This is a genomic window from Thiocystis violacea, from assembly GCF_016583565.1.
Classification (GTDB): Bacteria; Pseudomonadota; Gammaproteobacteria; order Chromatiales; family Chromatiaceae; genus Thiorhodococcus; species Thiorhodococcus violaceus_A.
On record NZ_NRRF01000024.1, the window covers coordinates 24,816 to 37,883 of the forward strand.

The following is a 13,068-nucleotide window of genomic DNA, read 5'->3' on the forward strand; positions in this document are numbered from 1 at the left end:
TGATGCTCGGGCGAACCCCAGGGGCGCAAGCCATCCTCACGCCTCGACGCCCGCACGGAATGCCGCCCGAGACTCGCGCTAGAATGAAGCAACCGAGCGAAGTCAAACCAGGAATCCTCGACAATGGACCTCAAAGCGCGCATCCCGCTGTCGAAAACGCCGTCGCTGGACGCCCTGCGCCTGCGTCCCTACGGTGCAAGTCTGCTGACGCCGGCGGTCGAAACCTGGCTGGGATTCGCCTGGTCCGTGATCCTACTGATGGCGAGCATCGAGGGCATCGTCTGGGGTCTGGTCGGCGCCACCATGATACCGCGGGACCACGCATGGCTCGGACCGATCGCGGGCCTCTTCATGTTCGCGCTCATGTTCGCCATCATCTGGATCGTCGATGCCTCGCTCATCATGTCGGAGCGCCCCGTACTGCGCGCGCGGCGCTGGAGCCAGGGTCCGAACCAGGGCGTGGGGGCCGTCGTGCGCTGGGGCCTCGGGATCTTGGTGCGACTGGCCATCGTCGCGATCTCGCTCTACGTCACCGCACCCTTTCTCGCCAAGCTGATCCGTGCCGATGACATCGCGGCCTATCACCAGCGCCAGGTCGAGCGCTACTTCAACGAGCGCGATCAGCAGCTCCAGGCGCTCATCGCGGCGCGCGGCGCACAGATCGAGACCAGCTATCGCGAGCGGATTGGACCGCTGCAAGCCGATATCGAGCGGCTGACGCAGACATTGGCGCTCGAGCGGCAGAGGCGCTCGGAGATCGAGGCCGAGGACGCACCGGAAATTGCCATTCTGCGCAACGACCTGACGGCGGCTCGACAGCGCGTTGGAGATGAAATCCTGGGACGTGGCGGCCGTCCCGAGGGCCGCGGTCCGGAGGCACGCAAGTGGGAGACCAATGTCAACCTGCTCGCGGCCGAGCTCGCAGCCAAGGAATCCCAGATGCAGGCGAGAGTCGCGGAGGTCGCCCAGCGCATCAAGACCCTTGAGGCAACGCTGAGGACGCAGACGCAGAACCTGCAGCAGCTGGGACAGGCGCACCAGACACGCATCGATCAGATCGTCCGCGAGCTGGAGGCCGAGCAGGTCGACGCGGTCGCGCCGAAGCTCTCCTTCGCGGCGCGCTCCAAGGCGCTGCAGGCGCTGCGTGAGAGTCCGGAGGAGGCCGGCGTCCCGCATTTCGAGACGGTCGAAGGCTTCGCCCAGGCGGCCTTGGGCGTGCTCTTCTTCTCGCTGATCGCGCTCAAGCTGTTCGAGCCCCCCGCCGTGCGCGCCTATTTCAGCGAAACGATCCAGATGCAGTACCGCAAATATCTGGCGGGCGGCCTGGGCGACATCCCGGGTTTCGAGCTCCCGAAGGATCCCACGCAGCGCTGCAATCCACCTGAGTTCGCCCGCCTCTGGCAGGCCTACGAGAAGGATCCAGCCGGCTTTTATGCCGACCGCAAGACGCTCGTCGAGGTCCGCGAGCCCTTGACGCGGTACCTCGCGGATCAAGCGCTGGAGCATGACCGACTCGTCCACCGCCGCGAGAACCTTGAGCACGAAATGCTCTTCGCGCGCCGGCGTCGCGAGCATGAACTCATCGCCTTCGAGCGCGAGCTTCACCTGCGCACGGCGCAGCTGCAGGCGCAGCTCGCGAACGAGACGCGCGCGCTCAAGGATCACCGCCGTATCGAGCTCGCCGCGGAGCTACAGCAGGCGCGCGCGGACTGGCGCCAGCGCCAAACCCAGGCGGAAGAGGAGCTGCGCCAGCTCAGAGAGGGATTCGAGCAGGAGCAATCGCGGGCTCAGGGAGCGCTTCGGCTGCGCGAAAAGGAGATCGAGCGGCTGCAAACCCAGAGTCTGGCGGAGATTCGCCAAGCCGAGGTTGCCAGGCAGCTCGCCCACCAGCAGAAGCTTACCGAGGCCGAGGCGAAACGCCGACGCGAGTCCCATAAGACGCGTCTCGCCGGGGTCCGGGAAGAAATCAGCCGGCTGCGCACCCTGGAGACAAGACAGCGGGCGGAGCGTCAGACGCTGCGCGAGACAGGCCGCAAGCAGCAGGAGACCATCGACGCCACCCGATCACGCGTCGAAGACCTGCAGGCTGAGCGCGCGCAGCAGCAGGCCGCGGCGGACGCCCTGTCTCAGGCGCTGGCCGACCATGCAACCCAGGCAGGAGAGACGGGCGACGGACGCAAGACGGGCTTCTGGGCGAAAGCGGAAAAGATCACTGAGGACAAGCGGGTCCGCGATGTGATGCGCGACCTGAAAGCGCTGGAGAAGACCCAGGGCGCGGATGCGGAACGACTCGCAAAACTGCAGGAGGAGTTGCACGCCCTGCGGCTGCGCAAGGCGTCCATCGACGCCGAGATCGCGGAAGCCGATACCCGCATCGCTGCGACGCAGATGCGCATCCAGCTCTACGAGGACGGGCTCAGCGCGTTGCTGGGCCCGGACGACGATGGGAACAAACCGGAGAAAGACGCACCACTCCCTGGTTAGGCGAATTCCCCTGGTTAGGCGAATTCCCGAGATAGAAGACGCGAGGTGGTCGGATAGACACAACCCTCGCGCTGGGATCGAACCATGGTCGATCAGGAATCCTTCAGCACCGCGGCGCAGGCCGCAGGCGTGCTCGGCGTGCTCGGCTTGCCCCCTCCTTTCTTGCTGGGTTTAAGGGCCTCATCGCTGAGCCACCAAGCGAGTTCCTGACCACAGCCGTCCCCCGCGGGCACGGGGCTTTGCGCCTTACACTGCGTGCTTCCGGGCGGACAGACGAGACGGACGTGGAAATGAGCGTCGTGCTTCCACCAGGGGCGCACCTTCCGCAACCAGCTGCGCTCACCTGTCGCGCTCTGACAGAGGGCCTGCTTGATGGCGGCGTTGACGAAGATACGGTCGACCTTGGGGTGACGCGCCGCGCTCTCGATCAAGGCCTGCTGGTCTGGCCCCCAGAAACGGCTGACGCTCCGCCCGCCCGGCGCGACCATGCTCTGCGGGTCGGGCCGGTTACCCATGAGCCGATTGGCTTCGGCCGGCGAGGACGCAAGGGTGAACCAAATGTCCACGTCCAGTCCGTTTTGATGGCTGCGATGGGAGGAGGACATGCGACCACCGCGCGGCTGACTCAGATCCCCCACCATGAGGACGCCATTGCCCCGGCGCGCCTGACTGCGTCCCAGATCGTCGATGAAGCTCAGGAGCTCTGGATGACCATAGTAGCGATTGCGGTAACGGCGCACGCTCACATACCCGGGGCCAGTCGCCGGGAGCGTTTGCGCGCCGGCGATACAACCGTTGGAAGCCCCGCCGATGACCTCCGTCATGCCGCTGGACGGCCGGCGCACCTCGGACCAGGGCGTGGCCGAGACCGAGGTGGCGACTGACAAGGCGACGACGGCGACCAACATCATCGCCCCCGAAATCCGCTGCAAACGACCGCTGGCGAAGGAAAGGCTGCGTCGAGACATCCTGAAACTCCTGGTCCTGGGCTCGCAAAAAAGGGTTTGGCGCGTCACGAAGGCGCGGACAGCTCGAGCCCCAAGCGAGACCCGTCGCCCGCCCGAGATGCAGCCGGACACGCCTGAATCAAGTCACTGCAAACAGGCCGCGGGCTGCGGAACACGCAACCCGGCGGCAAGTCACATCGGAAAACCGCCAGGCGGGAGCCCTCCACCGGGCGGCATGAAGCCCGGCGGCAGCTTGCCCTGCATGGAGCGCATCATCTTCGCCATGTTGCCGCCCTTCATCTTCTTCAGCATCTTCTGCATCTGGGTGAACTGCTTGAGCAGCCGGTTCACGTCCTGCACCTGGGCGCCCGAGCCCGCGGCGATGCGCCGCTTCCTGGAGCCCTTGATGATGGCGGGGAAGCGCCGCTCCTGGAGCGTCATGGAGTTGATGATGGCGACCAGCTTGCCGAGCTCCTTGTCGTTGGCCTTTTCCTTGACGTGATCCGGGATCTGGCTCATGCCGGGCAGCTTGTCCATCATGCTCATGATGCCCCCCATCTTGTTCATCTGGTCGAGCTGCTCCTTGAAATCGACCAGGTCGAAGTCCTTTCCCTTCTTGATCTTCCTGACCAGCTTCTCGGCCTGATCGCGATCGACCTTTTCCTGGACCTGCTCCACCAGCGAGACCACGTCGCCCATGCCGAGAATGCGCGAGGCGACCCGATCGGGATAGAAGGGCTCCAGCGCCGTGGTCTTCTCGCCCGTGCCGAGGAACTTGATCGGCTTGCCGGTGATCTGGCGGATGGACAAGGCGGCGCCGCCGCGCGCATCGCCGTCGGTCTTGGTCAGAATGACGCCGGTGAGCGGCAGAGCCTCGTCGAACGCCTTGGCCGTGTTGGCGGCGTCCTGACCCGTCATGGAGTCCACCACGAAGAGGGTCTCGACGGGTTTGAGGGCGGCATGGATGCACTTGATCTCATCCATCATGGCCGAATCGACGTGCAGGCGGCCCGCCGTATCGACGATGAGGACGTCCTTGAATTGCTTGCGCGCCGTGTCCAGGGCACGCTTGGCGATCGCGACTGGATCCTCATCGCCGCTGCTCGGGCAGAAGGTCGCGCCGACCTCCCCGGCAACCGTCTTGAGCTGCTCGATGGCCGCCGGACGATAGACGTCACAGCTCACCACCATGACCGATTTCTTCTGCTTCTCCTGCAGCCAGCGGGCGAGCTTGGCGACACTGGTGGTCTTGCCCGAGCCCTGCAGACCGGCCATGAGGACGATCGCCGGCGGCTGAGCGGTCAGATCGAGCTGCTCGTTGGCCTCGCCCATGATCGTGATCAGTTCGTCATTGACGATCTTGATCAGCACCTGCCCCGGAGTGAGGCTCTTGGTCACGGCCTCGCCGAGCGCCTTCTCCCGAACATCCTCCACGAACTGCCGCACGACGGGGAGCGCAACATCGGCCTCGATCAGCGCCATGCGCACTTCGCGCATGGTGTCCTTGATGTTCTCTTCGCTGAGTCGACCCTGACCCCGCAGGTTGGTCAAGACCCGTTCGAAGCGGTCCTGGAGATTCTCAAACATGATCCGACCTCGATGGGGCGTCAGGCCCGGCCCCTGTTGTTTCAAGAAAAAACTGTCACCGTCGGTTTACGGCGTAACTTGTGAGTATAATGCAGGGTCAATGTCTGACGATATGACCATGGCGCTCAGCGGAGCTTGGTCGATCGACACTGCAGGGCCTTGCGAACCTCGCCTTGACGCAAAGAACAGGCGTTCGCGGCCGCTGAAATGACAGACGACAACAGGCGCCGAGGTCGACACCTGTTCGATCGCCTCAGGAGTGCAGCCGATCGAATCCACCTGGGCCAGCCGTCACACCAAGAACCGAGCACCATCGAAGTCCAGCGTATGACTCATACCTTCCTCGCCTATGTCGCCACCCTCTGCTACCTCGCGGCCGCCTCCTTCATCGGCATGCGGCTCTTCAGAAAGCAGGGCTGGGTTCCACAGCGCAGCATCGCCCTCGCGGTCGGGTTCGCGGGCCTGCTTCTGCACGCCTGGCTGCTCTGGGACAGCATCTTCAGCAGCGCCGGGATCAACCTGGGCTTCTATCACGCCTTGGCGCTGACCTCATGGACCATCGTTGCGCTGCTGCTGGTGTCCAGCCTGACGAAGCCGGTCGACAACCTCGGACTCATCCTGCTCCCAGCGGCGGCCTTGAGCGTGATCATGGAGACCCACTTCGCGGACGTCGGGTTCATGCGCGCCTCGGCTGGGTGGCCGCTCAAGATCCACGTCTTGCTGTCGATGCTTGCCTACAGCCTGCTGACCCTCGCCGCCGTGCAGGCCATCCTGCTTGCCGTCCAGGATCATCACCTGCGCAACAGGCATCCAGGCGGATTCGTGCGCACGCTTCCGCCGCTCCAGACGATGGAAAGCCTGCTCTTCGAGATGATCACCGCCGGCTTCGTCTTGCTAACCCTGGCGCTGCTGAGTGGATTCGCCTTCCTGGAAAATATGTTCGCCCAGCACCTGGTGCACAAGACAGTGCTCTCTGTCTTGGCCTGGCTGGTCTTCGGCGGCCTGCTGATCGGGCGGTTCCGCAACGGCTGGCGCGGGCGGACGGCCATCGTCTGGACGCTTGGCGGCTTCGTCATGCTGATTCTCGCCTACTTCGGCAGCAAGGCCGTGCTCCAATTCGTCCTGCATCGCGCCGGCTGAAGCTGGCAGCGCGTCACGCGCGAGGGGGCGCCAATCGGGCGCCCCCTCGCGATCAACGGGCGGGGCTAGAAGCCCGGAAATCGCAGCGCTCGGCCCCCGGGCGCCGATTGACGCCGAGCCGCACCCGCCGAGCCGCAAAGATGCGCCCAAGGCGAAGGATCACGTCGCCCTGGGGCTTGTCACCCTGGCACCTTCAGGTGCAGAATCACCCTGCCAGTCAGCGACCATCGCGGCAGCTCCCAAGCCCCGCCAGATCGGTTGAGGATTCGGTCAGTCAAGACTCGGGGCCGTAGCTCAGCTGGGAGAGCGTCGCGTTCGCAATGCGAAGGTCAGGGGTTCGATCCCCCTCGGCTCCACCAATTCAATCGCTACACCAATTCAATCAGGGTGTTACAGCCCTCGCCCAACGACCTTCAGCCTCTCATCGACTCGGTGTCCGAGCAAGCCTGGCGTTCGGTCGTTTTCACGACCGTAGGGCCGCGCATGAACTTCCGTGTTGCGAGCGCCAGCCAGCGGAATGACCGCCAAGCCGCGCAAGCCAGGCTTGAGCCCTGGAGTTTCGAAGTCCTGGGTCCAGGCACGAGCGAGGCCATCGCGATGGGCCATGTCACGACCTACCCATTCCGAGGACTGAATCCTTGCTATCCGTTCTATCGGTCTTCGCCGGCGCCGGTCTAGGTGCTGTATTACGCTGGGTGCTCGGGAGCCGCTTGAACCCGATCTTTCCGACGCTTCCCCTTGGCACGCTCGCGGCGAATCTGCTCGGCGGTCTCTTGATCGGGTTCGCCTTCGCCTGGCTCAATCGCCACCCGGGCGTCGCCCCCGAGATACGCCTGCTGATCATCACCGGATTCCTGGGCGGCCTAACGACCTTCTCGACCTTCTCCGCGGAGGTGGTGAATTTGCTCGGCCGCGGAGAGTTGCTCTGGGGGTTCGGAGCCATCCTGGCCCATGTCTCGGGCTCACTCACCCTGACAGCGGCCGGAATCTGGCTGGCTCACGCCGTGGTTGGCAGGGGCTTCTAGGCTTTCTCAACCTGACCTTGATCGGAACCACAACCATGCAAGGCTGTTTTCTCAAGTTCTATGTCGCGGAGAACCGCCGACATCACCACAAGCTCGCCTACGAATGGCTCCTCGAGGAGGCAAAGCAGCTCGGCCTGCAAGGTGGCTCGGCCTTCCGCGCGCTTGCCGGATTCGGCCGACACGGGCGTTTGCACGAAGAGCACTTCTTCGAACTCGCCGGAGATCTTCCGGTGGAGGTCGGGTTCGTCGTCACGGCGGAAGAAGCGGATCGCCTCATCGCCCATATCGGCGGGCAGGGATTGAACCTGTTCTACCTGCGTGTCCCGGTGGAGTCCGGCTTCACGAACGGTGGGAAGGCCTAGCAGCCCGTCGGCGTGCGCGATTGCGAAACGCCAAGCCGCCGTCACTGCTCAAGCGCCGCGCTTGAGCGCCAACTTGGCCTCTAGACGCTCGCAGCGGCGATCTCGCTCGGGACTGGGCGAGAGCGCGATCGCATAGCCGAGCGCGCGGAGAAGATCGCGGCTCCGATGCTCGTGATACTTCGCCAATGCCGCAAGCGCCGCCTGCTCGCCCGCCGCGGCTAGCGTCTCCCAAATCGCGCAGGCCTCGCCCCACTCCCCCCGCCGCCGATGCAGGCGCGCCAGTTCGAGCAGCCCGGCGGTGCCGAGCCGGTGCCGGTCGGCGCGCAACATCCACAGCGCCCTGTCCGGCTGCCCATGGCCGATGTGGTGCGCGGCCACGGCGTGGGTATCCGCACCCAGCGAAACGGGATCCTCGAAGGCTTCGCCCAACACCGGGACCAGACCGACCAGCGAGAAGAGATCCCAGCGGTTATGGCGCAGCACGGCCGCGAGGCCGGTTGTGTCGCCACGCCGCAGCCAATCGAGCCAAGCCAGTGGCGCCGCGGAACCGGGCATGTCGCCCTCGCGCTCCAATCCGAGGAGTCGGGACTCGGCGGTCGCGAGACGGCAGTCGGGCCAGACGCGCCCGAAGGCTCGACGCACCGGGGCGAGCAGGTCGAGGTGCGGCAGCCGTGCGAATGGATCCGGCTGCTCGCAGAGGCGAAAGCGTGTGGTCAGCAAGGGCACGTCGAACGAACGGCCGTTGTAGCTGACCATGGCTCCAGCGCCCGTGATCGCGCCCCGGACCGCTTCCAGGTATTCGGCCTCGGCGTCCAGCCGGGTGAGGAGGTACTGACGCAGTCGCCAACCCTCCCCATCGGCCGAGACGATCCCAGTCAGAAAGGCCCAGGTCCCACTCCCGCCCGAGAGACCACTCGTCTCGGTATCCAGATAGACCAGAGGGGCCGATGGGGGCTGCGTCGCGACCTTGGGCGCCATCAGCACCCGGAGGCTGCTTGGGAGACGCTCGACGACAGCGCCGTCCGGCTTGAGCACGACCCGCCCGTGCCTCAGTCGCGCGCCCAGCCGACGCTCGATCAGGAGGACCCCGGGCGCAAGCGCCTGAGCGCCAAGCGCCTCCCGCAGCGCGACCTCGTCCGGCACCTTCGAGCGCACAGGCTCCCGACCGACCATGAGACGGCGGACGCGATCGGAGAAGGAGGGCGCGAGGGTCGCGGCCGACCCAGTGTCCGCGGACACCGGCGGCTCGGGCCGTCCAGCCTGGCCGCGCAGCCGCCTCAGCCGATCACCGACGGATGGATCTGGCTTGTCCACCGGCCACTCGCCGCTGCGGCACGGCCGGCTCGGCAAAGAACTGGATCAGCCCGAGGACGAGGCAGGCCAGCGATGCCCCGAGGGCGAACGCCGAATAGACCGCCGTGTGCAAGAGCGACGCCTTGGTCCGATCCCAGTTGTTCAGCCGCACCTTGATGAGATCGGGCGTGACGAAATACGCCATGCCGTCCTGCCCCAAGGCGGTCAGGGAGGAGCGTGCCAAGTGGTCGTCCAGCGGCTCGTCCTCGAGATAGATGCGGAAGCTCGCGCGCGTCTGATCGATGGACAAGGCGGATTCCTTGGGCGTCCACCAGATCTGGTCGTCGCCCCAGATGGCGCGGCCGTAGTCGATGCCGAACAGTGATCCGGCGATCGGTGTGCCAATGAGTCCGACCAGCAGCACCGCATTGATTTTACGTGTCATCATTCACTATTCACTTCAGATGTCATAACAAAAGCTTCAAGACCGCCAGCGCCGCCTGACGTGGCGTCAGGACGTTCGTCTCGTCGCCGAGCAGGACTGGACCAACGCAGGCAGGGCATCCGGCGCTGCAGGCGCAGCCCGCAACCAGGTCACGCGCATCCGCGACGAGCTGCGCCGCCGCGTCGTAGAGAGGCGCGGAAAGTCCGACACCACCGGGGTAGTTGTCGTAGAGAAAGAGCGTTGGCTCGAAGCGATCCCTCGCCCCGGGATCGACCGGGGCGTTGTCCGGGCCGCGCAGCTGACCGCGCCCGTCGCCGCCGACGACGGCGAACCAGGTTCCCTGTCCGTCACCAACGGCGCGGCCCAGATCATGGAGCTCCGCCATGGCGCGCAGCACCGCGACGTGATGCAGCGCATAGGCGGCGCCCAGAAAACCCTCGATCGCCTGCTGTCGATCCGGCAGCGCGGCCTCCAGCGCACTCGGCTCGGCCTGCCACCACACCGCCGTCGTGTGCATCTCCTGATCCGGTAGATCGATGTTGCCATAGCCGACGTTGTCGTGGCTGTAGTAACGAATCTTCTTGTAGCCCGGATAGCGGCGCACCAGATGGACCTCGCCATTGGCCGCGACCCCGCCGCCCACGGCCACGCCCTCGAACCGATCCAGGATCTTGAGCCGGGTGTAGTCGATGGCGTCGGTATAGTAATCGGCACGGGTGCGGGTGACGAAGGCTTTACGCCCGGTCCAATCCAGGCGCTCCACCTGGTAGGGCTGCGACTGGACCATATAGATCGCGCCCTCGTAAATGGTTCCCGGCGCGCTGCTGTAGTCGACCTCGGCGATGATGGTCTGGCCGCCGCCCGTGGTATCGATGACGACGAAATTGCCCTCGGCGACGGAGCGCAACGAGACGCTGTTGGCGGGATAGCTGTCGGCGACCCAGTACCAGCGCTCGCCCTGATGCTGTAGCACGCCTTCATCGCGCAGATAGGCCAGCATCTCCGCCAGGCTCTCGGCGCCGAAACTGTCACCGTCGCGGAAGGGTAGCTCGAAGGCCGCGCAACGCACGTGCTCCAGCAGGATGAGGAGCTGGTCCGGGTGGACGCGGGCGTGCTCCGGCGAGGCGCCGAAGATGAATTCCGGGTGGCGGACCAGGAACTGATCGAGCGGATCGCTGGTCGCGACCAGCACCCCGAGCGAGGGTCGCAGCCGCCGACCCGCCCGTCCGAGCCGCTGCATGGTGGCCGCCACCGTGCCCGGATAGCCGTTGAGTATGGCCACGTCCAGGGCGCCGATGTCGACGCCCAACTCCAGGGCCGAGGTCGCGACCACCAGATCGACCTTGCCGGCACGCATCGCCTGCTCGCCGCGACGGCGCTCGCTCGGCAGATAGCCGCCACGGTAGGCCAGTACGCGCGGCGCGCGGCGCGGGTCATGGTCGAAGACATCCTTCAGGTACTTGGTGATCACCTCGACCATCAGTCGGGAGCGGGCGAAGACGATCGCCTTGAGACCCAGCTTGGCCGCCATGCGAGCGATGCGCGTGGACTGCGACCTGGCCGAGGCGCGGATGCCGAGGTCCGGATTGATGACGGGCGGATTCCAGAGCAGCAGATGCCGCTCGCCCTGAGGCGCCCCGCTCTCCAGGACCGGCGCGACGGAGGCGCCGCACAGCTGTCCGGCCAACTCCGCCGGATTGGCGATGGTGGCCGAGGCGAAGATGAAGGTCGGCTCGACGCCATAGAAACGGCAGACACGCCGCAGTCGGCGAAAGACGTTGGCGACATGCGCGCCGAAAACGCCGCGGTAACTGTGCAGCTCGTCGACGACGACATAGGCCAGTCCCTCGAAGAACTGCGCCCACTTGGTGTGATGCGGCAGGATCGCCTGGTGCAGCATGTCCGGGTTGCTGACGACGATATCGCCGCGCGTGCGAACCGCCTTGCGGGCGTCGCCCGGCGTGTCGCCGTCGAAGGTGAAGGCCTTGATGCCCGGACCACCGGCGTCGCTGAGCGCGCGGCTCAGCTCCATCAGCTCGGCGACCTGGTCTTGGGCGAGCGCCTTGGTCGGAAAGAGATAGAGGGCCTTGCGCCCGCCGGCCAGGACCGACTCCAGCACGGGCAGGTTGTAGCACAGCGTCTTGCCCGAAGCGGTCGGGGTCGCCACCACCAGGTGACGGCCAGCCCGCGCCAGGTCCCAGGCTTCACGCTGATGGCTGTAGAGCCGCTCCAGACCGCGCCCCCGCAGCGCCTGGGCCAGCTGGGGCGAGAGATCCTCCGGCAGATCGCGCCAGCTCGCCGGGCGCGCCGGCAGTGTCTGCCTGGCGGCGATGCGCGCCCGGTACTTGGCGGCGAGGCGGGTCTCCAAGCGAGCGACCGCAAAGCTCTCGAAGGATGGCGGCTGCGGGGATGTCATGCGTGGAAAGTCAGCCTGAAGAGTCGTTGGCATGCGAAGGTCATTCGGACGTGATGACGGGATGCTCGACGCATGGAGGGGACATCCGGCCCATGCGTCGCCAGGCGGTCAGCGCCTGCTCGCGCCGACAGGAAGAGGTCACATCGGCCTCGTCGAAGCTTCGTGGGGCGCTGGCCCGCGTCCGCCCCCAGAAGACAGCCCAACTGTGCCGCCGTGCTCTGTACAATGGCGCATTTAGCGTTCGAGCAAAGGGGCAATCATGTCGAAGTATCACATCTATGGAATCGGTAACGCACTCGTCGACATGGAGTATGAGGTGGACATCGAGGATCTGGGAATCCTCGGCATCGACAAGGGCGTCATGACGCTGGTGGACGAGCACCAGCAGACGAGCATCATGAATCATCTGAAGGATCACCACCACCAGCGCGGCTCTGGCGGATCGGCGGCCAACTCCATCATCGCCTTCAGCCAATTCGGCGGAAAGGGCTACTACTCCTGCAAAGTCGCCGACGACGAGCTGGGGCACTTCTATATGAAGGATCTCATCGAGGGCGGCGTCGATACCAATCATCACACCGACAAAGATCAGGGGCATACCGGCCGTTGCGTGGTGCTGGTCACGCCGGACAGCGACCGCACCATGTGCACCTTCCTCGGCGTCAGCGGCAATCTCTCCACCGACGAACTGGTCGAAGAGGCCCTGCGCGACTCGCAGTGGTTCTACACCGAGGGTTATCTGGTCACCTCCGACACGGCCCGTCATGCCTCCATCGAGGCCAAGCGCATCGCGGATGCCGCTGGCGTCAGGACCGCCATGTCGCTGTCGGATCCGAACATGGTCAAGTTCTTCAAGGACGGCCTGCTCGAGATGATCGGCTCCGGGGTCGACCTCCTCTTCGCAAACGAATTCGAGGCCATGGGCATGGCCGGCAGCGACGACCTGCCCCAGACCGTCGACTACCTCAAGACCCTGAGCAAGACCTTCGCCATCACCCGCGGTCCGCTGGGCGCGCTCGTCTGGGATGGCAACGCCCTGATCGAGATCGACCCGATCAAGGTCGAGGCCGTCGATACGGTCGGGGCCGGCGACATGTTCGCCGGCGCTTTCCTCTACGGTCTCAGCCAGGGCTGGAGCTTCCAGCGCGCCGGGGACCTGGCGGCGGCCGCCTCGGCGAAGCTGGTCACCGCGCTCGGCCCGCGGATCACAGCCGACGAGACGCAGCGCATCCTTAAGACCTTCGCATAGCGCCAGCGATCGCCGCGCGACACAGCGCGGCGCGCAGGGCTCGCGGGCGGCACCAGCGAGACCGGGTGAGTGCTCCGGCCTTGCCACCCATCAGTTTTAAGTAGACAATTTGACTATCGC

The 13,068-nt window shown here is 65.6% G+C and carries 10 protein-coding genes and 1 tRNA gene; 6 read left to right on the plus strand and 5 right to left on the minus strand.

All coding sequences use genetic code 11. From position 1 onward, the window contains the following. Positions 1-123 precede the first annotated feature (123 nt). Positions 124-2,484: a hypothetical protein gene (locus CKO23_RS11580; RefSeq protein WP_200331225.1), complete on the plus strand. Its 2,361-nt coding sequence runs from the start codon at positions 124-126 to the stop codon at positions 2,482-2,484. Between the two features lie 92 nt (positions 2,485-2,576). Here CKO23_RS11580 and mepA read toward each other — a convergent pair whose 3' ends face one another. After that, the gene (gene mepA, locus CKO23_RS11585) at positions 2,577-3,452 is read right to left on the minus strand and encodes a penicillin-insensitive murein endopeptidase (protein WP_200331227.1); all 876 of its coding nucleotides are present in this window, start codon (positions 3,450-3,452) and stop codon (positions 2,577-2,579) included. A 171-nt stretch (positions 3,453-3,623) separates the two neighbouring features. Next, positions 3,624-5,018 (minus strand): signal recognition particle protein, encoded by a 1,395-nt coding sequence (ffh, locus tag CKO23_RS11590; protein ID WP_200331229.1) that lies wholly within the window; start codon positions 5,016-5,018, stop codon positions 3,624-3,626. A 327-nt stretch (positions 5,019-5,345) separates the two neighbouring features. On the opposite strand from ffh, the gene CKO23_RS11595 reads away from it, so the two are divergent. From CKO23_RS11595 to CKO23_RS11610, 4 genes are all read left to right on the plus strand, one after another. Further along, complete coding sequence (locus CKO23_RS11595) at positions 5,346-6,158, plus strand: cytochrome C assembly family protein (RefSeq protein ID WP_200331238.1); 813 nt, start codon at positions 5,346-5,348, stop codon at positions 6,156-6,158. A gap of 283 nt (positions 6,159-6,441) precedes the next feature. Further along, a tRNA-Ala gene (locus CKO23_RS11600) sits at positions 6,442-6,517 on the plus strand. 279 nt (positions 6,518-6,796) lie between these two features. Continuing rightward, on the plus strand, positions 6,797-7,183 hold the full coding sequence (gene crcB, locus CKO23_RS11605; protein ID WP_200331240.1) for a fluoride efflux transporter CrcB: 387 nt from the start codon (positions 6,797-6,799) through the stop codon (positions 7,181-7,183). A 35-nt stretch (positions 7,184-7,218) separates the two neighbouring features. Beyond that, complete coding sequence (locus CKO23_RS11610) at positions 7,219-7,545, plus strand: DUF190 domain-containing protein (RefSeq protein WP_200331242.1); 327 nt, start codon at positions 7,219-7,221, stop codon at positions 7,543-7,545. A 48-nt stretch (positions 7,546-7,593) separates the two neighbouring features. Here the strand turns inward: CKO23_RS11610 and CKO23_RS11615 are convergent, their stop codons facing one another. Genes CKO23_RS11615 through CKO23_RS11625 form a run of 3 tightly spaced genes read right to left on the minus strand, consistent with a single transcriptional unit; the run spans position 7,594 to position 11,699 of the window. Further along, positions 7,594-8,859 carry a ribonuclease H-like domain-containing protein gene (locus CKO23_RS11615; protein WP_200331244.1) on the minus strand — a complete coding sequence of 422 codons (1,266 nt, stop codon included), beginning with the start codon at positions 8,857-8,859 and terminating at the stop codon, positions 7,594-7,596. Further along, on the minus strand, positions 8,831-9,286 hold the full coding sequence (locus CKO23_RS11620; RefSeq protein ID WP_200331246.1) for a hypothetical protein: 456 nt from the start codon (positions 9,284-9,286) through the stop codon (positions 8,831-8,833). The genes CKO23_RS11615 and CKO23_RS11620 overlap by 29 nt, the downstream gene beginning before the upstream one ends. A gap of 19 nt (positions 9,287-9,305) precedes the next feature. Further along, complete coding sequence (locus tag CKO23_RS11625) at positions 9,306-11,699, minus strand: DEAD/DEAH box helicase (RefSeq protein ID WP_200331248.1); 2,394 nt, start codon at positions 11,697-11,699, stop codon at positions 9,306-9,308. A 259-nt stretch (positions 11,700-11,958) separates the two neighbouring features. On the opposite strand from CKO23_RS11625, the gene CKO23_RS11630 reads away from it, so the two are divergent. Further along, on the plus strand, positions 11,959-12,948 hold the full coding sequence (locus tag CKO23_RS11630; RefSeq protein ID WP_200331250.1) for an adenosine kinase: 990 nt from the start codon (positions 11,959-11,961) through the stop codon (positions 12,946-12,948). Positions 12,949-13,068: the final 120 nt, after the last annotated feature.